The sequence below is a fragment of the Hymenobacter lucidus genome (genome assembly GCF_020447265.1).
GTDB lineage: Bacteria > Bacteroidota > Bacteroidia > Cytophagales > Hymenobacteraceae > Hymenobacter > Hymenobacter lucidus.
Map to the genome: position 1 here is coordinate 72,678 of NZ_JAJADR010000011.1, position 24,950 is coordinate 97,627.

Sequence of the window (24,950 nt, forward strand, 5' to 3'; positions counted from 1 at the left end):
ACCCGCGGGATGCTGCGGCTCAGCCCCAGCCCGCCGGCCTGACCCGGGCCGGAAAAGGCTGCTGACTAGTGCCAACGGGCTGCTATGCCACCACAGCCAGCTGTGGTGCTTCTGCTGTTTCCGGTGCCGCAGCGGCTGCTCCGGGGTGCATGATGCGGGTGCGGTGCTGCTGGCCCCAGTCGCGCAGGGCCTCAATGACGGGAAACAGCGAGTCGCCGTAGGAAGCCAGGGTGTAGGTGACGGCCACGGGGGCGGCGTCGGCCTGCACCTGGCGGGTGAGCAGGCCGTTCATTTCCAGTTCTTTGAGCTCCTTGCTGAGCATTTTGGCCGTGATGCCCGCCACCTCGCGCTGCAGCTGCTTGAAGCGCCTGGGGCCGCTGGTGAGGCCCACGATGATGGGCAGTTTCCACTTGCCGCCGAGCAAATCGAGGGCGTCGCGCACGGAGCGCATGGCGGAATTACATTCAGTGTGCGTGGGCGGCTTGGCAGGAAGTTGCATGATACAAAGGTCGTTAGAAATCAGGTCGGTACCCTGGGGCATACCGGTATCCTTGGGTAAACCACTATCCAAAGTAAACCACAAAGCCGGCATATTTGCCAGCACCAACCGGCCACCGACGGCCGGCTAGATATTCTGCCAGCTTACGCACTTTCGATTATGGCTCTCGACAAGAAAATCCTCTTTACCGGCCTCGTAACGGCCGTGCCCGCCCTGATGATTACGGCCAGCGGCATCATGAAGCTCATGGACGGGGCCGAAATCCGGGCGGCGCTTACCACTATGGGGGTGGCCGACTACCGCGTTGGCCTGGGTTTAATGGAGCTGCTGTTTACGGCCCTGTTTGTCTATCCCAAAACCATGAAGCTGGGCTTGCTGCTGCTCACCAGCTACTTTGCCGGGGCCATTGCCACCGATATTTCCCACGGCCACAGCCCCGCCGCCGCGGCTATGATTCTGACCCTGGTCTGGATTGCCGCCTTTGTGCGCGACCGGTCGGCATTTCTGCCCGTGGCAACCCCTGGCGTAGTCTGAAGGCTGCGCGCGCACCACGGATGGCCGCTCGGCCGCATCCACCGCCGGAAATTATCGTAGAAACACGGTACCCATTTCCTGCGTGCCATGCCGCTGCATCCCGAGCTAGACAAGAAGCTGAGCAAAACCTTCGAGCCCAAAACCAGCATCGACGACGTGTTCAAGGGCTATGACATCACCTTCGTGACCAATGAGCACGGCGAACCGGTGACGTTGTTTTTCGGCAAGCGCCGGCCCGATGGCCTCATTGCCGGCGAGCGGTACACCCGCACCATTAAGCGGCAGCCGGGCAGCCTGGAGGTAAAGTCGAGCCACTGGGACCTGCGCGGTAAAATTACGCGCTGACCGGGCGGGGCAGTTGCTTGGCGGCTACGTCGGCCACACCCTTCTCCCATAGCAGTCAGTGCAGGCTCAGCACTGCCACTGGCCGCCCTGCAGGCGACAGTCGCTGGCCGTGCTGCTTTCCCGCAGCACCCAGTTGCCGGGCTGGCCCAGCCAGCGCAGGCGTCCGTCGGCATCCGCGCCGCGGGCAATATCGAGTGAATGCACGTCCAGCGTATCCGTATCGGGCGTTACGCGGTTCACGCGCAGGTGCTCCACATAATCCAGTGCCAGCTTGCCGGTGTCGAGGCAGCGGGGGTGCAGGGCCAGGTTGTGGGCCGGCGAGGCCATGGCCGCTGAGGGGTAGAGCAGCCCGTCGAAGGCGTGGCCCAGCTGGCAGGCTTCAGCAATGGCAATGGAGAGGCGGTAGTGGTGCTGGTTGTCGTCGGTTACGGTGCGGGTAAAGGCCCGGGTCAGGAAGGCGGCAATGTGGCAGGCGGGGACCGGCAACTGCCCCAGGGCCCGGCGCAGGGCCTGGTCGCGGTTGGTGTGCGGGTCGTCGGGACAGGTATCGGCGTAGCCAAAGCTGAGGATGCGCAGCGGCCGGCAGGTACGCCAGCGGCTAATTACGATTTGGTCGCCGGGCTGCACCCGGGCCTCGAAAAAGGGCGGGTGCCAGGTAGCGCTGCAGTAAAACATGGGCACGCCGGCGCGGTTGGCCCGCTGGTCGTAGCGCACCCGCTCGGCCGGCGGATATGATACGTCGGCTACTCGCTCGGGCAGCTTCTCGCTGGGCAGGCCCCGGTAGAGCAGCAAGCCGGGCGCAAACTCCAGGCAGCGCAGTGGCTGGCCCTCCAGCAGCTCCCGTACCCGTTCGGTCAGGTCTTCGATGGAGTGCTGCCGCAAATCCAGGTGCTGCAAAGAAGCCAGCCGGCGCTTTACCAGCGTAGCGGCAGAGGATAAATCAGAAGCACAAACTTTCATTGGAAGCAAGGCAAAAGTCCTGTGTCGAGGCGCAGAGGCCTTATTTTTACGGAAAATGCCCGCTGGGAGCGGGCATTTTTGAGGTGGTTAGCTGAGCGGGGAAGAGCTACTCGGCTTTCTGGTTGATGTAATTTTTGGCCAGCTCGTTGAGCTTGGTATCGGTCAGCTGCTCTTCTTCCAGCGTCTGGCGGAGCAGCTCGGCGGCCTGGCTGTTGCCCAACCGCTCGGCATAGTGCGCGGCCGTGCCGTAGCCCGAAATTTCGTAGTGCTCGATGCGCTGGGCGGCGGCAATGAGTGCGGCATCCATCACCTCGTCGGTAGCCCGCTCCGACATTGTTTCCTGGCCTTCGGCAATCAGGCCGGCCATGGCCTTGCAGGTGTGGCCGTCGAGGTCGAGGTCCAGGGCCTGCCCGATCTTCTCCAGCCGCTTCAGCTGCGCTTCGGTTTCGTGCAGGTGCTTGGTGAAGCCGGCGCGCAGCCGGCCGTCCTTGGCTTTTTCGGCCATCATCGGCAGCGCCTTTATCAACTGATTTTCGGCACTGTAGAGGTCTTTGAGCTGCATTTCAAACAGATCATCGAGGGTTTCCATTTTGTCGAACATAGCGAAGGGGAATTGAGTGGATAGACAGAAACCGGCCAAGCCAACGGGCTGCGCGGCCAGCACTGCATACGCTCGAAAAGCCGCCGGGGTAGCGGGCCCGACCTCGCTGAACAGGAAACGGGTCGATGCGAAATTAAAATAATAAATAATTGAATTTCAGTAAATTAAATAATTGGCTGGTTGGTCTAAATGGCCTGATTGCAGCAAATACGGACGTCGTAATTACGCAGTTATCCGGACTGAAATCAGGGTTTTCCACCGGCCGGTTCCGAACACGCTTCGCCCGCCGGCGGGTCGGGTTCAGGGCGGCTAGTAGGGTTAATCCTACCGGGTTTCAAACACGGCCAGCTGCGAGGGGGCCCCGAAGCCGGCTACTTCCGGGCCCAGCGGCTCTACCCGCACCTGGTAGCCGTGGCGCTCGGCCACGCCCGCGGCCCAGGCTGCAAACTGCGCCTGCGTCCACTCGAAGCGGTGGTCGGTGTGGCGAAACTGGCCGGCTGCCAAAGCTTCGTAGCGCTGGTTGTAGTCGGCGTTGGGCGTCGTGACGACCACCGCGCCGGGGCGGGCCCGGGCAAAGACGACCTGCTCGAAGCTGGCCAGGCGGCTTTCGTCGAGGTGCTCGATGACTTCGACCACGGCCGCCGCGTCGTAGCCCGCCAGGCGCGGGTCGTGGTAGAGCACCGAGCCCTGGGTGAGGGTGAGCCGCTCGCGCTGCCGCGGTGGCATCTCGGCCACGTGCAGCCGCTGCTGGGCCCGCTGCAGCTCCCGAATCGAGACGTCGAGGCCCAGAATATGCTCCACCTGCGGAAACTTAAGCAGGCGGCGCAGCAGCTTGCCCTCACCGCAGCCCAGGTCCAGCACGCGCTTGGCCCCGGTCCGGCGGATTTCCTCGGCCACCCGGTCGAGGCGCAGGTCGTGCAAGCTTTGGGCTGCCGTGGCCGGAGTCTCCGGCTCCGCTGCTGTCGCAGCCGGGCCGGGCAGCAGCTCCGTGAGGTTTTCTTCGGCCTCCGGGGCTACCACGTCGCCGTCGAGCAGGCGTTCCAGGGTCGGGTTTACAAACTCGGCCAGGTTGCGCAGGTAGCGGCGGGTGATGAACTCCCGGTCGGGGTGCTGGGGCAGCCAGGCCGCGCCCCGGTGGAGCAGCTTGTCGGCCTCGGCCTCGTTTACCCAGTAGTGCTTGTCGTTGTCGAGCACCGGAATGAGCACGTAGAGGTGGGAGAGCAGATCCTGGAGGCGCAGCGCGGCGTGGCGCAGGCGCAGAGTAAAGTAGCGGCTCTCGCCCCAAGCTGGCACGGTGGGGTCGAGCGGGTGGACTTCGGTTTCAATTTCGTAGCCCAGGGGCCCAAACAGGCGGCGCAGCTGCTCGGCGCTGGCGGCCGGCACCACGGCTACGGTAGCTTCGAGGGGCAGCAGCATTTCGGGCAGCTCGGGGCGGTCCTTGCAGGTGCCGTTCAAGGCCGTATTGAAGGCTTTCGACAGGGCTGTGCTCATAAACGAGGACGCCGCGTAGGGCCGGTCGTTCACGTATTGCTCCAGGGCAAAGCCTTCCCCGGCCGGCCCCCGGTGGTTGCGCACCAGCGCAATGGGGTCAATATCGAGCAGCAGGGCGGCGGTGCAGCGCTCGGGCGTGGCTTCGGGATAAAAGATATGCGCCTGCCCGTAGGCCACGTCGATGGACTGCAGCCGCGCCGGGTTCTTGTGCAGCAGGTAGCCCAGGTCGGTGGCGGGCTGGTGGGTGGTAGTAATGGTGAGCAGCATCGGACGAAGGGGTAGAATAGCGGGTAGCGGCGGGGTAAGGTATTCAGGAAAAGCGGGACTTGCCGGGGCCGCTTACCCGCAGGGCTTCAGGTGCACCGAGCGCAGGGCCTGCTTGGCGGCGCGCCAATCGGGCATAAACTCATCCATCAGGGCCCAGAAGCGGGCATTGTGCAGCCGCTCGTGCAGGTGCACCAGCTCGTGCACCACCACGTAGTCGAGGCAGTGCGGGGGCTGGCGGATGAGCTCCAGATTCAGCCAGATGCGCCGGGCGCGGATGTTGCAGGTGCCCCAGCGGGTGCGCATCTGCTTGATGGCCCAGGCCTCGGCCCGCGCGCCCACCACCGGCTCCCAGCGGGCCGCCAGGGCCGGCAGCTGCTCGCGCAGGCGGGCCCGGTACCAATTGCTCAGTGCCTTTTCGCGCTGCTCCGCCGTATTATTTGCCGGCAGGTGCAAATCCAGAAAACCTTCTTTGGCCTGCAGCTCCACCCGGGCCGGACCGGCTGCCGAATGGATGCGCAGCTGGTAGGGCCGGCCCTGGTAAAAGTGGGTTTCACCGGCCTCGTAGGTTAATACTGCCGCCGCCGGCCGGGCTGCAAATTGGGCCTGGTGCTTGCGAATCCAGGCTTGGCGCAGGCTGATGAACTCGTGAATGGTGGCATCGGGGGTGCGCAGCGGGGCCGCCACCCGGATGCGCCCGTCGGGGGCGTACACGGTCAGGCGCAGGCTGCGGATATTCTTGCGGACCACCTCGATGTGCAGGTCGTCGATAAGCAGATGGGGCATTAGAAAGAAGCGCGGACGAAAAATTTGGACCACTGCCGGGCAATGGCGGTGAATACCCAATGGTAAAAGTACGGCGGCAAACCCGCGCCACGAAACCGGCAGTAGCGCGAACTTTGTAGTTCGTGTACTTGAACGATTGTCATTCCAGCACACGTGAACTACAAAGTTCGCGCTACTACAATATGTCAACCGGCCCCCGCGGCTACTCCACGCGCACCTGCTTGCTGGCGCTGCGGCCGAAGCGGGTCGGGAAATACATGAGCTCAGCTTTGGCGGGGTTCAGGGTGTAGCGGCCCCGGTAGCGCGGCTGTAGCGCCACCCGAAACGTGTGGAGGCCGACGGGCAGCCGGTCGATGAAGATGCCGGCCTGGTGGCGCAGGTACTCGCGGTGCACTTCAAAGTAGTTGCCCGGCTGCGGCTCGCCGTAGGAGCAGCCGGCCGGAATCGGTACTTCCAGCAGCACGTAGCGCGCCTCGGCCCGCACGTCCACCGTCACGACCAGCTCGGCGGGCTGCCCGGCGCGCAGGCTCACCTGCTGCCCGGTTTGGCCGGCCAGCGTGGTTTTCACCGTAAAGGGCACGGCCGTAGCCGTGGGCAGCGGGTTCCAGCGCGTCTGGTAGGCCGTGGCGTACACCGGCAGCAGGCCCTGCTTGCGCAAGCTCAGCGGGGCGGTGCCGGCGGGCAGGGTAAGCTGCTGCGGGAACGTGCTGATTTCCTGAGTGGCCCCGCCGCTGAGCTGCACTTTTGCCAGCGTGGCGGCCTGGCCCGTGGCCAGCAGGTCGGGGCCGATGGTTTCCAGAATCTGGGCCGCCTCGTAGGTGCTGTTCCAGTAGTCGGTGCGGCGCAGGTTCAGCAGGTAGCTCCGGATGCGGGCCAGCTCGGGCGCGTGGCCGCCCTGGGCGCGCAGCAACCGGTAGGCCAGCAGGGTAGTGCCCACGCCGGAGCGCAGCAGGTAGCGGTAATACGAGCCGGTGTGCAGCGTATCGGCGTAGAAAACGCCGCCCAGTTGGGTGCTGAGGCGGTAGCGGCGCAGCGTATCGAGCTGGTAGGGCAGGCCCAGCTGCTGGCGCAGTTCGGCCAGGGCCAGGTAGCGGTCCAGGGGCTGGCGGCCGGGGCGGGCCCGCGCCAGCCGGTCGGCGTAGGTGCGGTAGTCGGTGGCCACGCCCAGCTGGTGGAGCAGATGCAGCAGCCGGATCCGGTCATCATCCGACTGATAATACCAGCGCTGCAACGGCAGGGCGGCGGCCGGCACTTTGGCAAAGCCGTGGTCGAGCTCCTGCAGCAGGTACTTCTGCACCTTGTCCCGGTCGAAGCGCACTTTGTAACCGGCCTTTTCAGCGGCCAGCAATGCCTCCAGCACGTGGGTCGTGGCCCAGGGACTTACCTCCGACTTAGCCCAGGTGCCCCACAGGCCCTCGGGCTGGTGGCGGCCGTCCTGCAGCTTGCGAATCAGAAAGTTGATGCTGCGCGCCCCGCGAAACTGCTGGTTCTGCACCCGGCGGATCTGCTCTTCCAGCAGCAGCGCCTTGAGCTTGGAGGCGGCCTGCTCGTTGCAGAGGTAGGCATAGGCCTGTAAGTGCTGAATTTCGGAGAGCAGCACCGGCAGCGCGTCACTTTCCAGGCGCACCGTTACGGGCCCCAAACTAGGGTCGAAGGGCAGCGTGAGCGTCGTGTCGTTGGCCGTCAGGATGGCAAACGTGCCCACCCGTTCCCGGGTGCCGGCGGGCAGCACCGGAATGGGGCGCTGCTCTCCGTCGGCGTAGCCGCTGCCGGTCTGCTGCAGCCCGAAGCCGACGAGCACCGAATCCGGACCCGTCGGGGCGGTGATGGTGAGCGTATCGAGGGCCGAGGAAATTACCCTGTGGCTCTGGCGGCGCACGGGCTGGCCCGCCACGCTGAAGCTGGTGTTTACCTGCACCGTATCGGGGCGGTAGTTGAGGGTTTTGCCCAGCACCTGCGCCTGGTCGCCCTCGATGAGGAAGCGCGGCACGGCCAGCTCGGCCAGCAGCGCTTTAAAGGAGCGCAGCAGGCTGGTGGCCGCACCGGTGCGGCCGTGGTGGTCGGAGCCCAGCACGAAGGTGTCCCAGCCGGTCACGTCGTCGGGCAGCGTGACGGTGGTGCTGGCCTGGCCGCGGGCGTCGGTTACGAGCGTGGGCCGCCACCAGGCGTAGTCGGAGAAGTTGCGGCGCAAGGCCAGGCGCGGGTCACGGCCGATGGGGTCGTCGGTCGGGCCTTTGGCTTTGGTGGTAATGAACAACACACCGTTGATGGCCCGGGCGCCGTAAACGCCCGTGGCCGCCTCACCCTTCAGCACTTTGGCCGCGGCAATATCGGCCGGGGCCAAGTCTTCCAGCCGGCCATTGAAAGGCAGTCCATCCAGAATAATAAGCGGCTGGCTGGAGACTGGCAGCGCGGCCATGCCCCGAATGGTAATAGCGCCGCCGGGTTGGCCCTTGGTGATGCTGACGCCCGCTACCCGGCCCTGCAGGGCCGTAACAGTGGCCACGGAATTGCCGAGGCTGCGCCGGGTTTGCTGGGCGCCAAACCCGGTGACTACCACTTCCGAGAGCTGCTTGGTATCGGCGGCCAGCGCCACGTTGATTTCGTCCCGGTTCAGCTCCCGTTCTTCCCTAATGTAGCCGATAGAGCTAATCTGGAGCGTGGTGGCGGCGGGTGGTACTTGCAGGGTGTAGCTGCCGTCCGCGTTGGTTGCTACGCCCACGTTGGTGCCCTTCACCAGCACCGTCACGCCGGGCAGACCCTCGCCCGTGCTGCGGTCCGTAATCTGCCCGCTGATGGAGCGCCAGCCCGGCTGCGGACTACCGTACTCTACCACGGTAATTTTGCGCTGCGCCTGCTTGAGCTCAGCTTCCGGCGTCAGTGGGTCTTTGGGAATAAAAGTGCGCACCAACCGTAGGAGGCGGCGGCTAAGCGTGCCGGCGGGCTGCCGGTCGGGGTCGTTCAATTGAAAATACGTGGTGCCATCGGCCCGCACTATTGCCTCGGCGGCCGGAGCCAGGGCGGTGCTGTCGGTGAGCAGCACGGCTACGCGGTAGCGCCCCACGGGTAGCGCGTGCACCACGGCCAACCCGCGTTGCAAGCGCTGAAATTTCGGCTGATCGGGCCGGGTGAGCAGCAGGTAAGCGGCGGCAGGGAAATAGGTGTTGGGTTTGGCCGCGGGTAGGCGCACTTCCAGGCGGCCCTGGCCCGCGAGCGTCTGCTGCGGGGTATTGAATACCGGCTGCCGGGGCGTGGGGGCCCAGTAGGTGCTGGCGGGCTGGTTGCGGGCCAGCAGGGCGGCTTCGGTCAGGGCAAAGTTGTCGAAGGGCAAAACCCGGAAGTAATCAGCACTGCTCAGGTTGCCAAAGCGCCCCGCCTCCATACTGGTCATCTTCAGCAGGCCCGGGGCAAAGTCGTAGCGGTAGAGTGGCTCAAACAGAAACCGCCGCCGCAGCCCGTCGGCCCGGCGCAGCAGCACCGAATCGGGCCGGAATGGGCCGTTGAGGCTGTAGCGGCCATTCAGGTTGCTGTTCAGGGGCCGCAGCAGGTTGCCCTGGCGCAGACTGCCGGGTGCCCCGAAGTAGGTGTCGATGGCCAGCAACGAGCGGCTTAGCGTCAGCTCCTCGGCCGGACTTAGCCATGTGGGGCGCTTTTCTACCGTCAGCTCGGTGCAGGGCTGGTTTACGTCGATACTGAGCGTGAGCTTGTGCAGGTGGCGCAGCTGCACGCCCCGCAGCGTCACGAGGCGGTTGGTGGTCCGGATGCTGATGGTGTGCGGCCCGGGCTCGGTTACGAAAGCGTAGGGCTCGTTCTGGTTGACGGCGTGCACGTACACCGGCAGCCCGTCCACGTACACGGCCACCGCCGGCTGCACCCGCCCCGAATCCACCACGAAGGGCGCCAGCTGCGTCAGGCCGCCGGGCGCCGGCTGGTACTCGTAGAACGCGCCGTACTCGGGATAGAGAAACTTATAGAACTGCAGCGAGTCGAGGCCCAGCCGGTGGCGCCACTGCTGCCACTGCAGCAGCTGATACGCCGGCTCCGCCCGCCCGTTTTCGAAGCCGGCCCGCAGCGCAAACCGCCGCCGCGACACGCGGCCCCGTACCGCCGGCTCGAAGCTGGGCACTTGCTGCGCGGGCTGGGCCTGCCCAAACTTGCTGGTGTAGGCGTAGGCAGTCAGGTCAGCATTGGGCACGGGCCGGCCGCCGCCGTCGGTAACGGTAAACTTCAGCTGAATCTTCTGCCCCGGATACGCCACCTCCGGCTGCTCGGTGCGCACCACGAGTTGGCGGCGGGGTAGGGCTACAGTGTATTCGGCCGTGCGCAGCTGCCCACCCCAGAGGTAGTGCAGCGACACTGCCCAGGGCTCCGGGCCCGGAGCGGCAGTTTCCAGCTTCCACTGCGGCCCGTAGCCCCGCTCCACCAGCGTATTGCCCCGGTATACGAAATACCAGAAGCTCAACCGGCGTGGGTTCTCCACCGAGAGGAAAATCGAGTCCCGGGTCCGGTCGGAGCGCAGAGCCAGGCCGCCGTTGGCGGCATCCAGCGGCAGGCGGGCCGCGTGGCCGGCGGCATCGGTCAGGGTGTAGCTGCTGGCCCGCACATCGATAGGTAGGGTGAGAGGTAGTGTTACCATTTGGGTAACTAAGGCTGTGTCGCGCCTGACGCTGAGTATGTTAATGCACAGTATAGCCTTGTGGGTTATTTTTTTGCCCAAATGTGTATAGGATAGGCGCACCGAGTCGGCTACCAGTTCCAGGCTCAGCTGACCGGCGTCGAGGCGGTGCGGCAGGGTCAGGCTTTCGGTGCGCCGCTCGTTGTCGGAGTTCAGGAATGTAGCCCGCACGGCGTAGCGGAAGTCAGCGGCCGGAAACAGGGCCGGCGGTACGTCCAGGCGAGTTTCACCCACGGCATCCAAGGCTTGGCGGCGGGTCCAGAGGGTGTCGGGCAGAAACACCTGCCGCCCGGCGAAGCTCTCCGGCCCGGCCGCGGGCGTGATGCTGAGCTGCACTCGGGCATCGAGCAGGTTGAGGTCGTTGCTGTCGGTACCGCGCAGAAACAGCGCCTGGGGCTGGCCGTAGCGCGGTTCCTTTTCGGCGGCCCGCAGCGTGTAACGGGTGCTTTTGAGTTCGTAGTCTTCCAGTTGAAAATAGCTGCTGGCACGCGTCCGGCCCCGGCGGTCAGCCAGCCGGAAGCCCACCCGGGTATCGGGCCGCAAGCCCAGCGTATCGGTCAGGGGCAACTCGTACTGGTAGGAGCCGGGGCGTAGGGGCCGCAGCCGGGCAATCTTCTTTTCCGGCTGCCCCTGGCCGCCCCCGAGCCACAGCGTCAACTGCTGCCGGCTGGGCCGGCCTTTGGGGCGGCCCAGCACGCGGGCCTTGAAGCGCAGCGTGTCGGCGCTAGGCCGGTATTTGGGCTTGCTCAGCGCCACGTAGCTGGCCCCGCGCCGCTCGGCGGTATTTTCGCGGTGGCTTTGCCGCTCATCCCGCACGTCTTCGCGGAAGATAGAGCGGACCAGGCCCACCGGCCCGGTAGAAACGTATGAGGCATTTTTCAAGTCCCGCCCCAGGTTCCAGATGGGGTTGGTGAAGTAGCCCAGCGGAAAGCCGAACGCCACTCGCCGGCTCATATTGATTGCCCTTCGCCAGCCCGACTGCTGGTTCTGATACGGGAAGTTTTTATCCAAATGGTGAAACGTGGTGCGGCCCGCGTGGGTCACGGCCACTAGCCCGGCGCGGCCGGCTTTGGCCAGCCGGTACGTGTGGGTAGCTGCGTCGTAGGGCACGGGGCGGCGGGCCAGGTTCACTTGGGCATCGTCGAGCAGGCGGCCCAGCGAGTCGCGCACCACCAGGGTCAGGTCCACTTGGTTGTCGATAACGGTAAGCTGCCGGTCGGTTTCGGAGCGCAGCCAGTACACCAGCTGCGGGCCTTCGGTGTGGGCCACGAGGTAGTAGCCGGGCGGCAGAGGGCGGCTCAGGCCCTGGGACGTTTCCTCAGCGGCGGGAAAGGAGTCGGCGGGCTGGGTGAAAAACTCGGGCCGGGCCGCCTGTAGCCCCTTTTCGTAGAGGTGGCGGGCCTGGGTATCAGTCAGGCGAAAGACCTTGGTGAGGTAGCTGCGCTGCCGGGCTTTGGTGAGTCGCTGCTGGGCGGCGGCCGAAAACGCCAGCCCCAGGGCCAGGATAAGGAGTAATAAAGGGCGCATAGGCGAATGGAATAAGAAGCACGATTCAGTAGCAGGATGCTACCGGGCGGCGTATTCCACACGACTGATGAGAAAATTTCGGGCTGCTGGGATTATACGGTGGAGCATTGCTGCGCCGGCCGGCAACGCCGGCCTTACAGCCGAAAATTAACCGACAGAATGGCCCGGTCCTCGGTGCGGCGCAGGTCGGGCTGCCAGGCGGCGGGCAGGGGCTGGTCGGCGTAGCCCGAGGGCGAGGTAGTGCCGCCCCGGCCCGCAAAATAGGGCACGTTGGCCAAGCGGTGCAGGTATTCCAGGCGGAAGGTCACGAAGTCGGAGGGCATCACGTCGAAGGTCGTGGTCAGCTCCTTAGCCGTGAGCTGGGTGCCACCGTCGGCAAAGCCCACGACGGAGGGCGAGAAGCTCAAATAGCGCGAGGGGTTTTTCACGAAGCCGGCCCGCACGGTGAAGGCCAGCTTGTCCTGGGCAAACCAGAGGCGGTGGGCCACCGACGAGCCCAGCATGAAATTCTGCCGCCGCGCGGCCCCGGCGCCCTCCTCGAAGCCGTAGTGGTTGTTGAGGCTAAAAGCGGCCTGGGTGATGCCGCGGCGCTGGTTGCGGGGCTTGTGGTAGTAGCGGGCCACGATGGAGTTGTCGTGGTGGAAGCGCAGACGGCGCGGGTAGGCGGCGGCTCCGGCGGCCAGGGAGTCGGCGGCGGGGCGGGTGTCTTTGCCCAGGTAGAAATTGGCCACCAGCTGCAGGTTTTCGTTGGGCCGGAAGTAGTTGGAGCTGCCCAGGCCGGGCTGGCGGTTGAAGCTGTTGTAGGTCTGCCAGCCGTTCATCACCCAGAGCTCAGTTTTGAAGGTGCGCGCGGGATAAAACTGCACCCGCGCGCCCTGGAAGTAGAAGGGCGTGAAGTCGCAGACGAGGCTGCGCTGGTAGCTCCAGTTTTCCTGCATCACGTAGCTTTCCAGCCCGATGTAGCTCATAAAAATGCCCAGCTCCACATTCAGCCCGTAGGCCTTATTGAAGTGGTAGCCGGCGGCGGCTTCCCGAATGAATTTCAAGTCGCCGGTGCCCGTATTGCGGCCCCGGGCCACCGAGCCGTCGGTTTCCTGCACCAGGTGCAGCAGCGAGCCGGTTTGCAGCCACAAGCGCCCGATGATGTTCTTGTAGTTGGTTTCCAGGCCCACCGAGGCCAGGGCCAGCGAGAATTCCTGGCTGCGCCCGGTCACGGCCGAAATGGTCTGGGTATGGTCGATGGGCCGGGCGAAGTTGTAGTTAAAATTGCCGTCGAGCAGGGCCACGCCGGTCAGCACGGTTTCGCCGCTTTGGTCTTTAAGGGTGAGGGGAAAGTCGCGCTGCCGGTTCTGGCCGTTCATCCACGTCAGGTCGTAGCCGGCGAAAGGGATTTTGGCCGTAGCAGTGTCAGAAGCGGTTTTTTGAGCGGTGCTGGAATCGGTACTTTGGGCAAAAACCGGCATAGCAGCGGCCAGCAACGCTCCGCAAAGGGCGAGTGAGGGAAAAGACATGAAGAAGGCTGGAGAGAGTTTTTGGAATATTTAGTCCGCCATGCTGAGCTTGCCGAAGCATCTCTACTGCTTCGGCCGGGACTTTATAGTGACAATCGTTATTCACCCCCGCTCTTTTGCCCCGCCACTCTTCGTAAAGCGCCGGGCACGTTGAATCAGGCCTGGAGGGACAGGTGAGGAAGGTCCTTCGCTTTGCTCAGGATGACAGCCGGTTTGTTTTGACTATGCAGCCGGCACCAGCGCGCCAGCAGGCACCGGGTCCGGCTGGGCTTCGGGCGGCACGCGCAGCAGCTCGAGCTGGCGGTAGGGCTGAATGGTGAGCGGCACGTGCTCCACCACCACGTCGCTGGTGTCGAGGCCGTAGGCTTTCTGGTCGCTGATGGCCAGGAAGCGGTTGACGAAGAAGTAGCCGTTGAGAATAAACCGCTCCCGGAACGACAATTGGTTGTCGTAGCTGAGCACTTTATCGAGCACCACAAAGCGGAAGTCGCCGGGCAAGTGGTGCTTCTGCAGCGTGTCGTAGCGCGAGGTAATGTCGATTTCGCCCTTGGCCGCCAGCTCCTCCAGCACCCGCCGAAACAGCAGGTTGATGCGGGGCTGAATGCGGAAACCCAGCCGGAAATCCACTTTATACGCCACGCCGGGCACCAGCTCGTGCACCGTGTAGTGCATGCCAAACGGCTCATTGAGCAGCCCGATGTTGAGAAACCAGTACTTATCGGCCTTCTTGGGGCGCTTGCGCAGGATGGAGTACATGATGCGCGACTCAATCTCGCGGGTGTTCTTGCTGCGCGTCAGATACACCAGATTCGAGGCGTACTTGCCCACCGAGGCGTCCTGGCTCAGCTCGCGCAAAATCGGCAGGTTGTCGGTCAGGGAGGTCATGTCCAGGTAGCGGTTCTTGATCTGCCGGCCCCGGTAGCCGATCCACATCAGGCAGATCAAACCCCACTCAAACACCAGAATGCCCAGCCGGCTGAGCAGCTTGGTGACGTTAGCCACCAGAAATGCCAGCTCCACACTCAGGAACAAGGCCATGATGAGCAGCACGGCCGGCAGCGCCCAGTGCCGCACCCCGCGCAGGTACTGGGCCAGCAGAATGCTGGTCATGAGCATGGCCACGGTGATGCTGAAGCCGTAGGCGGCCTCCATGTTGGAGGAAGTCTGGAACCAGAGCTGCACGCACACGCAGCCCAGCCACAGCAGCCAGTTAATGCTGGGCACGTAAATCTGCCCGCGCTGGTCGGTGGGAAACAGCACCCGTACCTTGGGCCAGAAGTTGAGGCTCACGGCCTCAGAAATCAGGGTATACGAGCCCGAAATCAAGGCTTGGGAGGCAATAATAGTGGCGGCCGTAGCCAGTAGAATCAGCGGAATGAGGCCCCAGTCGGGCGCAAGGCGGAAAAATGGGTTCTGGTCGTCGCCCAGCACCTGGCCCACGTGCTGCATGGCCCAGGCCGCCTGCCCGAAGTAGTTGAGCACCAGGGCCGCCTTCACAAAAAACCAGGCTGCCCGAATGTTATTGCGGCCGCAGTGGCCCAGGTCCGAATAGAGGGCCTCGGCGCCCGTGGTGCACAAAAAGACCGCGCCCAGCAGCCAGAAGCCTTTCGGGTATTGGGTCAGCAATTCCACCGCGTACAGCGGATTTACGGCCCGCAGCACGCCGGGGTCGTGCATGATCTGGAGCAAACCCAGCGTGCCGATGGTGCTGAACCAGACCAGCATAATGGGCCCGAAAGCCGCCCCGACGACCTTGGTGCCAAACTGCTGGAAAACGAACAGCAGCGTGAGAATGACCAGCACGATAGGCACCGGATTCAGCTCCGGATCAAAGATTTTGAGTCCTTCGATGGCTGAGGAAACCGAAATCGGGGGCGTGATGATGCCGTCGGCCAGCAGCGTGCCGGCCCCAATGATGGCCGGAAACAGGAGCCACTTGCCCCGGTGCCGCACCAGCGAATAGAGCGAGAAAATGCCGCCTTCGCCGTGGTTATCGGCCTGCAGCGTGAGCCAGATGTACTTGAGGCTGGTTTGCAGCGTCAGCGTCCAGAATACGGCCGAGACGCCGCCGTACACCAGCAGCTCGCTCACCGGGCGCGGCCCCAGAATGGATTTGAATACGTAGAGCGGGGAGGTGCCAATGTCGCCGAAGATGATACCCAGCGTGACCAGCACGCCCGCCGCCGTGATGCGCTGGCGGTGAATGCTGTTGTCGGAAAGCCCAGAAGTTGACATAGGAAAAAGGAGAATAGTTGCGCGGCAATCAGGCCGCCGCGCCGGCCACGGGAAGCGTAAAAAAGAAGGTGCTGCCGGCGCCGGGCGTGCTTTCCACGCCCAGTTGCCCGCCCTGGGAGGTGATGAACTCGCGGCTGATGCTCAGGCCCAGCCCCGCGCTGCCCGTCGGAGCCGCCTGGTCGGGCCCGGGCAGCTGCACGAAACGCTCAAAAATCTGCTGCTGGTTTTCCGGTGCGATGCCCGGCCCTGCGTCCTGCACCCGCAGCTGCACGGCTCTTCCGTCGGGTGTCGTGGCGGCCGACACCGTGATGCACCCTTGCTCGGGCGAGTAGCGCACGGCGTTAGCCAGCAGGTTGAGCAGCACCCAGGCGGTTTTTTCGAGGTCGGCGCGCACGGCGGGCAGGTTTTCGGGCAGCTCAATGGCGAGGCGCAGCTGCCGGGGCGCCAGCTGCAGCCGGATAGGCGCGGCGGCGTATTCCACCAGCGCGGCCACGGCCGTTGGCTGTGGGTTCAGCGGAATGCCGCCCGCCTCCAGCCGCGACACATCCAGCAGCCCGGTGGCCAGCTTGCGCAGCCGCTCGTTCTCGTTTTTGAGCGTAGCCACAATTCGGCTTTGCTCCTCGTTGATGGGCCCCACCCGCGCATCCTGCAGCAGCTTGAGGTGGAAGCTGATGCTGGAAAGTGGCGTTTTGAGCTCATGCGACACGGTAGCCAGAAAGTCAGACTTGGCCTGGTCCAGCTTCCGGAACTCCGACACGTTGTGCAGGGCCAGAATGGTACCCACAAACTCCATCCGGTCGGTGGCCGCGTTGAAGGACACGGCCTCGTGCACGGCCAGCCGGTAGTGGGCCGGCTCCGCCCCCTGCGTAATGGTCAGCGTCAGGGGCTCAACGGCCCGTTGAGCCGCCGGCAGCTGCAAGTAGGCCAGCAGCTCGCCGAAACGCGGATTGTGGGCGGCTACGTCGGCGGCCCGGCGGCCCACCAGCTGCTTTTCGGGCAGGGCCAGCAGCGTGCAGGCCACGGGGTTGGCCACGATAATACGGCGGTTTTCATCCAGCAGCAGCAGGCCCTCGTCCAGGGTTTGCACAATGCTCGTCACGCGGTTGCGCTCCGTGAGCAGTTCGGCCAGGTTGGCGCTGCGAAAGTCGTTGAGGTGTACCAGCAGCTGGTTGAAGGAGCGGGCCACGCGGCCAAACTCGTCGGTGCTTTCCACCGGAATGCTGGCCGCGAAATTGCCCCGCGCGGCGTGGTCGATGCTGGTCGTGAGCTTGTGCAGGCCGCCCACGGCCGCCTCAGGCACGCTGAATACCAGCCCCAGGGCCGCCAGGGAGCCCAGCGTGAGCAGGGCCAGCAGGTAGCGCCCCGAGGCTGAGGCCGCGCGGTTGGCCTGCTCGTTTTTGCGGGTCAGGGCCTGCATATTCAGGGCTACCATGCGGTGGGTCTGGCGGCGCAGCCGGGCTATGGCCGCGGTGCGCCGGGTGGGTATGGTTTCGGCCTGGTAGCGGCCCGTGGCCAGCAGCATACTGTCGACGAGCTGCTGCTCGCCCCGCTCGGTTACGTTGGCGGCTTCCTGGCGGAGGTAGCGGCGGAAACGGGCCAGCTCGTCGTGGCCAGCCGGCGTGGCTTCCGCCGCGTCGAGGGCTTGCAGCATAGCCTGGCCCAGCTGCACCGAGTAAAAGTTGTCCTGGAGAATAGCGCGGGAGCCGTAGTCGAGGCTGCGGACCGTGCTAAAGGCATACGCCCCGATGCCGGCCAGCAGCACCAGCATCAACAGAAAGCCCGCCGTGATTTTAGATTTTAAATTCATGACCCAACTTGAGAAGAAATGATAACGTGGGGTGCCAGCCGGAGAGCGAATGGCCGGCCAGGCCGGCCGGAAGACGGCCGGTTCCAGGGTAATGTATTGACTGAGAGAGGGAAATATTTCTGAACGCGGCCGCCGGCCGGGCTTAAAAACCAACGCACCGGGTCAGAATGGCCCGGTGCGTTGGTCAGAATGAGCTGGTCAGGGAGAGTTACAGCCCGTATTCGGCGATTTTGCGGTACAAGGTCTTCACGCCAATGCCGAGCTGGCGGGCCGCTTCCGTTTTGTTGCCCTCAGTTTGTTGCAGCACCTGCCGGATTTGGTGTTTCTCCATCGTGCGTAGCGAATTGCCGGTATTGGCTCCGGCCGGCTCCGCGGCCAGGTTGTGAAACTCGTCGGGTAAGTCGTCGGCAGTCAACTTTTCCTCGTCGGCGAGGATGGCGGCGCGTTCGAGCACGTTTTTGAGCTCCCGCACATTGCCCGGCCAGTCGTAGGCCTGCAACAGGCGCAGGCACTCGGCATCCAGCCCGCGGATGCGCTTTTTGAGCTTGGCGGCGAAATGCTGCAGAAAGTGTGCGGCCAGCGGGGCAATATCGTCACGCCGGTTTTTGAGCGGGGGCACGTCGATGGTAAAAACGGAGAGGCGGTAGTACAGATCGGGGCGGAAGTGGCCTTCCTGGGCCTCGCGCTTGAGGTTGCGGTTGGTGGCGGCCACCAGGCGCACGTTGATCTGCGTGGGCTGGGTAGCGCCGAGCTTGGTAAAGGTCTGGGTTTCGAGCACGCGCAGGAACTTGGCCTGCACGCCGCCCTCCAGCTCGCCGATTTCATCGAGAAACAGCGTGCCGCCGTGGGCTTCTTCCAGCAGGCCGCGCTTGTCGGTCAGGGCCCCGGTGAAGGCGCCTTTCTTGTAGCCGAACAGCTCACTTTCGAGCAAATCCTTGGGAAAGGCGGCGCAGTTGAGGGCCACGAAGGGCTTGCTGCGGCGCGGGCTGGCTTGGTGCAGGGCCTGGGCAAACAACTCCTTGCCCGAACCCGTCGGCCCTTCTAGTAATACGGTGCTGTCGGTGGCCGCTACCCGCTCGGCCAGGGCTTTGGCGGCCCGCAGCGCCGCCGACTCCCCAATCATCGTCTCGAAGCTGTGGCGTGCGCCCACCTGCCGTTCCAGCTCGGCCACGCGGCGCTGCAGGCGGGCTTTGTCGGCCGCCCGCTCCAGCACCACCAGCAGCTGGTCGTCGGAGTCGCCCTTGGTCAGGTAGTCGAAGGCGCCCTGCTTCATGGCCTGTACGCTGTCGGGAATCCGGCCGTAGGCGGTCAGCAGCACGATTTCGGCCAGTGGGGCGCGTTGGCGGAAGCGGGGGAGCAGGTCCACGCCCGAGCCGTCGGGCAGCTTCACGTCGCAGAGAATCACCAGCACCTCGTCGGCCAGCTGCTCGAGCAGCTCCAGGCCGCGGCGGGCATCGGAGGCCTGCCACACGGTGTAGCCCTCTAGCTCCAGCACCCGGCCCACGGCCTGGCGCAGGCTGTTCTCGTCGTCAATCAGCAACAGCGTTCCGGTGGGCATAAGGCAGCAGCAGGTGAAGAGTTAAGGCGCAAGATACCGACGCTACTGGGTCGGGCCGTTATCCACGCGGGCTTCCAAGGTGGCCTGCACCGCCGGGGCCACCTGCGACAGTATATCGTAGCCGGTAGCCTGCTCAATGGCATCCACGGAGGTGCGGTAGCTGCCCCAGCTGGGCAGTTGGGCGTTGTCGTTGGGCGTATCCACGGCAATAACGCGGGTGCTGCTGCTGATACGAAGCACGTCGTCGCTGCCCTGGGGTAGCACTACAATGACTTTCCAGATGCGCTGGGGCACCGTCACGCGCCCATTGTCAATAGTCGTTTGGTAACCATTCGAGCCGGAGCCGCCTTTGCCGTAGTTACCCATAAGGATATACAGCTCATTACCCTCATCAACCAGGGTGCGGCAGTAGCTTTCCAGCGTAGCCCAGGTGCGCTGGTTGTTGTTGGGCGCCTGCGGAATCATGTTGGTCATCAGAAACGTGGCCGAATTATCGGCCACGGTGCGGGTGCGGTCGGCGGAAGGGCAGTTGTGGCCCCGGTCGAAGCCCGAGCCGGTGTAGCTGCTGGTACTTACTTGGTACCAGCCGGCGGGCAGCGTGGCATCGGCCCGAAAGTCGTCCTGGCGGGCAGCCGTGCCCAGCCACTCCGGGCTAAGGTGCCAGCTTACCCAATTGGGGATGCCTTTGTCGCGGTGGTAGGAAAGCGCGTACTGGGACTTCAGCAACAAGTAGTTGGTAGGTTGGGCCGGGTCGGCAGCTGCGCCGCTGGGATTGCCCAGCGTGAGGTGCTCGGGCAGCGCCGGGGTGGGCGTCGCTTCATTTTCATCACCGCAGGAGACGGCCAAAAAGCCCAGCAGCAATAGTGCGGGCACGGAAAATCTAGTCATTGCAGTAGGAGTGGAGAGCAGAGGTGGAAAGTGCAAAGAACGGTAGTTACGGCCAAATCGCCCCGGCCGGCGGGTAAGTTGAGCCGCCAAGCTACGGTGTACTGGCAGCTATTCTAATTGCTGGAATTGCCCGGGACGGAGTAGCGGATGGTTGTCGCTCCCAACCATCCAGGCGCACTATTATGGAAAACTACCCTACCAAAATGGAAGACTAACGGGCCGTATTCAAAGCCTGTTTTTGAATACTATTAAAAATTAAGTATTGATAATCAGTAAGATGAAAGATAAGTGCGGGCAGGTGGCCAGCGGCGGCACTGGTCTTGGCAGGAGGCCCCATATCACCAATCACCAGTTACCGCCGCCCTATGGACCTGTTCGACAACCTCACCAAAGCCGCTAAAGACTTCTTCGTGGAAGGCGACGCCCCGGCTGCCCCGGCGCAGACCGGTAAAGGTCCAACGCCGCTGCCCGGCGCTGCTCCCGTACCCCAGCAGCTGCCAGTGTCGCCCGGCCCCGGCACTTTCGCCCTGGCCCAGCCCGCCACGCAGGCCGAGCAGCGCCACCTCGACCACATTGCCGCCCTGTTGGCCGGCGACGGCAAAGATTTCGTGGCTTACACCAAAATGGTCAAGAGCATGGCGGCCAGCGGGCTGGCCGGACCAGTGCTCTACCAGACGGCCTTCCACGCTTTTGCCGCCGTTACGGGTCTCGACGCGGCCACGCTGCTGACCACGGCCGACCAGCTGGAACTCAAGCTGCAGGCCGACCGCAACAAGGTGTTGGAGCGCCACCAGGAAAAGATGGGGGAGCTCAAGATTGCCAATGCCCAGCCCAGCGCCATCGTGCAGCTCAACGGGCAGGAGCAGCGCCTGCAGGCCGAACTGGCCGAACTGACCAAACAGCTCGAAGTCAAAAGTCAGCAGCTCCAGGCCACTCAGCAGCAGCTGGTCGCCGAGCGGCAGAAAGCCCAGGCCGCGCTGGCTTCCTACGAGCTGGCCAACGCCACGGCCGCCGCTGACCTGAAAGCCCACCGCCAGGCCGCCCAGTCCTTCCTGCTGGGAGTGAAATAGCCCGCAGGAGAAGCGGGGGCGTTTTGCCTTGCCCGCTATTTCCTCCGGCCGGCTATTTCCCTGCTGCTGAACTGCAAACTCTCCACGTCACCTAAACACCCTTTCACCAATGAACACACTGCTGCCTACTGACAATCACACCGGTTTGCCCAAATGGCAACAGCCCGAAAAGGTAGCGGGCTGGGTTTTTCTGGCCGCCGCCGCCGGGGCCGGCATCTACTTCTGGGGCGCCATCGTGCCCTACCTGGTCGATATCGTCTTTGATACCGTGAAGCTCGGCTTCGGGCTCGGGGCGCTGTTCGTGCTCTTCCTCATCGTGACCAGCAAGCGCATCAAGGCCGGGCTCTGGTACGCCGGACAGCGCATCTTTCGCACGGCGGCCGGCATCTTCGTCGAGACGGACCCCATCGGCATTATGCAGGACTACATCCGCAACACCGAAAAGGAAGCCCAGAATATGGAGTCGGAAGTGGGGCACATCGAAGGGGCCCACGAGCTGGTGAAGCGCAAGATGGACGCCAACAAGCAGCAGCTCCAGGAGTATTTGCGCCTGGCCGACTCGGCCGTCCGCAAGGGCGAAAAGGACTTCGCCGAATCCTACGCTTCCCGGGCCGCCCAGCTCGAAGACTACAACGCCCGCCTGCAGCCCATGCTGACCACCACGGCCAACGTGACGCTGGTGATGCGCCAGATTCTGAAGGCCGCCCTGCGCCAGATCGACAACTCCAAGTTCAAGGTCAACCTGCTCAAGGACGAGTACGAGCTGGTAAAGCGCACTTCTTCCGGCATGCGGGCCGCCATGAATATTCTGCGCGGCGACCCGGATAAGAAGTACTTCTTCGATATGGCCACCGACCGGGTCGCCCAAGACATGGCCCAGCAGCTGGGTCAGATCAAGCAGGCCATGCGCTACAGCCAGGAGTTCGTGAAGGAAATGGACATCCAGAACGGGGTGATGAGCGAGAAGGGCCAGCGCCTGCTGGAGAAATACCAGAAGGGCGACTTCAACACCCTGCTCAACGAGCAGCCCAGTTCCCTGGGCACCACCGCTGCTTCCACCGCTAAAGCTACTAACGATGCCTATTCTAATCTGCTTGATTAGCCTGCTGGTCATTACAGTGCTCTGATACCTGCTCGACTAAGGCAGTTCAGAACGGCAATTTCCCTCCTTTTTTCAAGGAGGGGTGCCCGAAGGGCGGGGTGGTTCAATCGTCGAACGACGTTGGCCGCCAACTCCTAACAGCATAGAATTAGCCTGCCTCATGGAATTGCCCGCTAACGGCGCGGCCGACCACCCCGGCCTGCGGCCACCCACGCCGCTTGATGCGCGGAATTTAAAAAAGGAGGGAAACTCAACCACCTAACAACTGACAACTAACAACCAACAACTACCATGACAACGCGCGGTAAATTCGTAATCGGGGCCCTGATAGTGGCGCTCCTGTACTTCGGCATCAACAAGCTTATCGGCAGCGGCCTGCTGTTTAAAAAGGCCGCGACGGAGTCGGTACTGCTTAATTCCATTGAACTGCCGACCCAGACGGCCGGCACCCGCACCAACCAGGCCGTGCCCCTGGCTCCGCTGCCGGGCAGCACGCCCACCGAAAAAGGCGCGGCCGTGACCTGGGAAGTAATGGCCTGGAACTCGCAGATGGCCGGCATGCTGGCCAACGGTGGCCCCCGTACCACGGAGGGCTCCAGCATGGCCGCCAACGGTATCAACCTGCAGATTGTGCGCCAGGACGACGTGGCCAAAATGCAGGCCGACCTGGTGAAAAACGCCCTGGATATGCAGCAGAACCCCGAAACGCCGGGTCTGATTGTGAGCATCATGGGCGACGGGCTGCCCGCCTTCTCGGCGGTGCAGAGCCAGCTGGAAAAAGCCGGCACGGGCCTGCAGATTCTGCCCTTCAGCTGCGGTAAGAGCTTCGGCGAAGACAAGCTGATGGGCCCCAAGGAGTGGCTCGACAACCCCAAACTGGCCCTGGGTAAAACCATTGCCTGCTACCTGCGCGACGGGGACCAGAATATTGCCCTGAAGTGGTGTGCCGACAACGGCCTGAAAGTAAACCCCGACGAAACCACCTACGACCCCGAAGCCGTGAATTTCATGGCTGCTCCCGACTTCCTGGCCGCCGCCGAAAAGTACATTACCGGCAAGCCCGAGCAGCGCACCAAGGTGGTGAAAGGCAAGGATACCGGCGTCAAAGTAGACGTGCCCGCCGATGCCGTAGCCACTTGGACGCCCGGCGACGTGAATATTGCCAAGCAGAAAGGCGGTCTGGTCAACATCGTCTCGACCAAGGACTACTCCAACCAGATGCCCAACATCATGGTCACGACCAAGCTCTGGTACGACGCCCACCCCAAGGAAGTGGAAGGCATCATGACGGCCCTGGCCGTGGCCGGCGACCAGGTGAAGTCGCACCCCGAGGCCTTGAGCCGCGCCGCCGATATTTCGGCCGAGGTCTACGGCGACAAGGACAAGCCCGGGGCCTATTGGCTGCGCTACTATAAAGGAGTGAGCGAAGCCGACCGCACCGGGGAAGTCGTGGAGCTGGGCGGGAGCAAGGCTTTCAACTTCGCCGATAACTTGGCTTTGTTTGGCCTGGAGGAAGGCGGCACCAACGTCTACGCCTCGGTGTACAAAACCTTCGGCGACGTGCAAAGCAAGCTGTATCCCAAGGAGCTGCCCGGCTACGTGCCCCTCGACCAGATGCTGGATCTGACCCTGCTCAAGAAGCTGCAGAGCCAGTACAAGGGGAAGGCCATTGCCCCGGCCGACAAGCAGCAGTTTGCCGCCGACGATGAAATCCGCCAGAGCGTGAGCAAGCGGGCCTGGAACATCGAGTTCGAAACCGGCAAGAGCACCTTCACCCCGGCCGCCGAGCGGGATTTAAACCATCTCTTCGACGACCTGGTAGTGGCCGGCCGCCTGAAAGTGGCCGTCCACGGCCACACCGACAACCAGGGCGACCCCCAGAAAAACCAGCAGCTTTCGGAAGACCGGGCCCTGGCCGTGCAGCAGTGGCTGAGCCGCAAAAGCTCCAGCGCCTTCCCCGAGGGCCGGGTTCAGATCTACGCCCACGGCGCCACCGAGCCCCTGGCCAGCAACACCGCCCCCGACGGCCGCGCCAAAAACCGCCGGGTGGAAATCGTGCTCGGCAACTAAACTCTGCTCTATTCCTAGTGGCTTATCCTACCCGACTTATCCAATGTATCCTATTCCAATCCATAGCAAAGAAGAAGCCCCGTCCGGAGCGGGGCTTCTTCGGGCTGTGAAAATTAGCCTCAAGTACCTCTTCTGAGCTACCAGAACAATCAATTCATTCATTCACTTATTCACCGCATGAAAGAGCTATTTGCCCCTAACGCCCAGCCCAGCCGGCCGGTGTTTGCCACCATGGTGGGCGCCCAGCTGCTAGTGCTGGTGTTGCTCTGGGTATTTTACCCCCTGCAGATTTTCCCCAGCCTGGGCCAGGTGCTGCGCGCGTTGGGCGACTTAATCACGACCCAGGGCTTGTTGCAGGAGCTCTGGGCCAGCATGACCACGGCCCTGCAGGCGCTGGCCATCGGCACGGTGCTAGCCCTGGGCATATCGTATCTGACGGCCCTGCCGTTTTTTCGGCCCATTGCCTACGCGGCCACCAAGATGCGCTACCTTACCCTCACCGGCCTCACCTTCTTTATGGCCCTCATGCTTAGCTCGGGCCACGAGGTCAAGCTCTCGGTGCTCGTGTTTGCCACCACCGTCTACCTGGTCACGGGCATGACCAGCGTGATTCTGACCGCCACCCGCGAGGAAATGGACCACGCCCGCACCCTGGGCCTGGGCGAGTGGCGCAGCTTTTGGGAAGTAGTGGTGCTGGGCAAGCTGGACCTGATGCTGGAAGTCGTGCGCCAGAACTTCGCCATCATCTGGACCATGATTACGCTGGTCGAAACCCTCTACCAGTCGGAAGGCGGCATCGGGCTGCTGCTCTACAAACAAAACCGCTACCTGCATCTGGATGGCGTGCTGGCCATTCAGTTGGTCATTCTGGCCACCGGGGCCCTGCAGGACTACGTCTTCGTGCTCCTGCGCCGGGTGTTTTTTCCCCACTCGGTCCTTACGGCCGCGGCCAGCTAGCTAAGTGTGGAATATTTTTCAAAACGTGGAAAATATTCCACAAAAGTTTCAGAGCCGGCGTGGAATGTTT

At 63.6% G+C, this 24,950-nt stretch carries 17 protein-coding genes; 6 read left to right on the plus strand and 11 right to left on the minus strand.

Annotated elements, in window-relative coordinates:
* Positions 1-82: 82 nt before the first annotated feature.
* Positions 83-499: a winged helix-turn-helix transcriptional regulator gene (locus LGH74_RS22690; protein ID WP_226180086.1), complete on the minus strand. Its 417-nt coding sequence runs from the start codon at positions 497-499 to the stop codon at positions 83-85.
* Positions 500-658: 159 nt separating this feature from the next.
* On the opposite strand from LGH74_RS22690, the gene LGH74_RS22695 reads away from it, so the two are divergent.
* Entirely contained in the window at positions 659-1,033 is a 375-nt protein-coding gene (locus tag LGH74_RS22695; protein ID WP_226180088.1) for a DoxX family protein, read from the plus strand.
* Positions 1,034-1,120: 87 nt separating this feature from the next.
* On the plus strand, positions 1,121-1,378 hold the full coding sequence (locus LGH74_RS22700; protein ID WP_226180090.1) for a hypothetical protein: 258 nt from the start codon (positions 1,121-1,123) through the stop codon (positions 1,376-1,378).
* A 66-nt stretch (positions 1,379-1,444) separates the two neighbouring features.
* Here the strand turns inward: LGH74_RS22700 and LGH74_RS22705 are convergent, their stop codons facing one another.
* From LGH74_RS22705 to LGH74_RS22750, 10 genes are all read right to left on the minus strand, one after another.
* Positions 1,445-2,338, minus strand: a complete 894-nt coding sequence (locus LGH74_RS22705; RefSeq protein ID WP_226180091.1) for an RES domain-containing protein — start codon at positions 2,336-2,338, stop codon at positions 1,445-1,447.
* A gap of 106 nt (positions 2,339-2,444) precedes the next feature.
* On the minus strand, positions 2,445-2,939 hold the full coding sequence (locus LGH74_RS22710; RefSeq protein WP_226180093.1) for a YciE/YciF ferroxidase family protein: 495 nt from the start codon (positions 2,937-2,939) through the stop codon (positions 2,445-2,447).
* Positions 2,940-3,263: 324 nt separating this feature from the next.
* Complete coding sequence (locus LGH74_RS22715; protein WP_226180095.1) at positions 3,264-4,697, minus strand: 3' terminal RNA ribose 2'-O-methyltransferase Hen1; 1,434 nt, start codon at positions 4,695-4,697, stop codon at positions 3,264-3,266.
* Between the two features lie 72 nt (positions 4,698-4,769).
* Complete coding sequence (locus LGH74_RS22720) at positions 4,770-5,480, minus strand: M48 family metallopeptidase (RefSeq protein WP_226180097.1); 711 nt, start codon at positions 5,478-5,480, stop codon at positions 4,770-4,772.
* Positions 5,481-5,682: 202 nt separating this feature from the next.
* Entirely contained in the window at positions 5,683-11,682 is a 6,000-nt protein-coding gene (locus LGH74_RS22725) for a carboxypeptidase-like regulatory domain-containing protein (RefSeq protein WP_226180099.1), read from the minus strand.
* A 134-nt stretch (positions 11,683-11,816) separates the two neighbouring features.
* Complete coding sequence (locus tag LGH74_RS22730) at positions 11,817-13,193, minus strand: outer membrane beta-barrel protein (RefSeq protein WP_226180101.1); 1,377 nt, start codon at positions 13,191-13,193, stop codon at positions 11,817-11,819.
* Between the two features lie 222 nt (positions 13,194-13,415).
* Positions 13,416-15,428 carry a KUP/HAK/KT family potassium transporter gene (locus tag LGH74_RS22735; protein WP_226180103.1) on the minus strand — a complete coding sequence of 671 codons (2,013 nt, stop codon included), beginning with the start codon at positions 15,426-15,428 and terminating at the stop codon, positions 13,416-13,418.
* Between the two features lie 28 nt (positions 15,429-15,456).
* On the minus strand, positions 15,457-17,235 hold the full coding sequence (locus LGH74_RS22740) for a sensor histidine kinase (protein ID WP_226180105.1): 1,779 nt from the start codon (positions 17,233-17,235) through the stop codon (positions 15,457-15,459).
* 208 nt (positions 17,236-17,443) lie between these two features.
* Positions 17,444-18,793 carry a sigma-54-dependent transcriptional regulator gene (locus LGH74_RS22745; protein ID WP_226180107.1) on the minus strand — a complete coding sequence of 450 codons (1,350 nt, stop codon included), beginning with the start codon at positions 18,791-18,793 and terminating at the stop codon, positions 17,444-17,446.
* Positions 18,794-18,835: 42 nt separating this feature from the next.
* On the minus strand, positions 18,836-19,681 hold the full coding sequence (locus LGH74_RS22750) for a DNA/RNA non-specific endonuclease (RefSeq protein WP_226180109.1): 846 nt from the start codon (positions 19,679-19,681) through the stop codon (positions 18,836-18,838).
* A 365-nt stretch (positions 19,682-20,046) separates the two neighbouring features.
* Between LGH74_RS22750 and LGH74_RS22755 the strand changes: the two genes are divergently transcribed.
* From LGH74_RS22755 to LGH74_RS22770, 4 genes are all read left to right on the plus strand, one after another.
* Entirely contained in the window at positions 20,047-20,751 is a 705-nt protein-coding gene (locus LGH74_RS22755) for a hypothetical protein (RefSeq protein WP_226180111.1), read from the plus strand.
* 109 nt (positions 20,752-20,860) lie between these two features.
* Positions 20,861-21,853 (plus strand): PspA/IM30 family protein, encoded by a 993-nt coding sequence (locus tag LGH74_RS22760; RefSeq protein WP_226180113.1) that lies wholly within the window; start codon positions 20,861-20,863, stop codon positions 21,851-21,853.
* A 291-nt stretch (positions 21,854-22,144) separates the two neighbouring features.
* Positions 22,145-23,923, plus strand: a complete 1,779-nt coding sequence (locus tag LGH74_RS22765) for an OmpA family protein (protein ID WP_226180115.1) — start codon at positions 22,145-22,147, stop codon at positions 23,921-23,923.
* 177 nt (positions 23,924-24,100) lie between these two features.
* Positions 24,101-24,880: an ABC transporter permease gene (locus LGH74_RS22770; protein ID WP_226180117.1), complete on the plus strand. Its 780-nt coding sequence runs from the start codon at positions 24,101-24,103 to the stop codon at positions 24,878-24,880.
* Positions 24,881-24,950 lie beyond the last annotated feature (70 nt).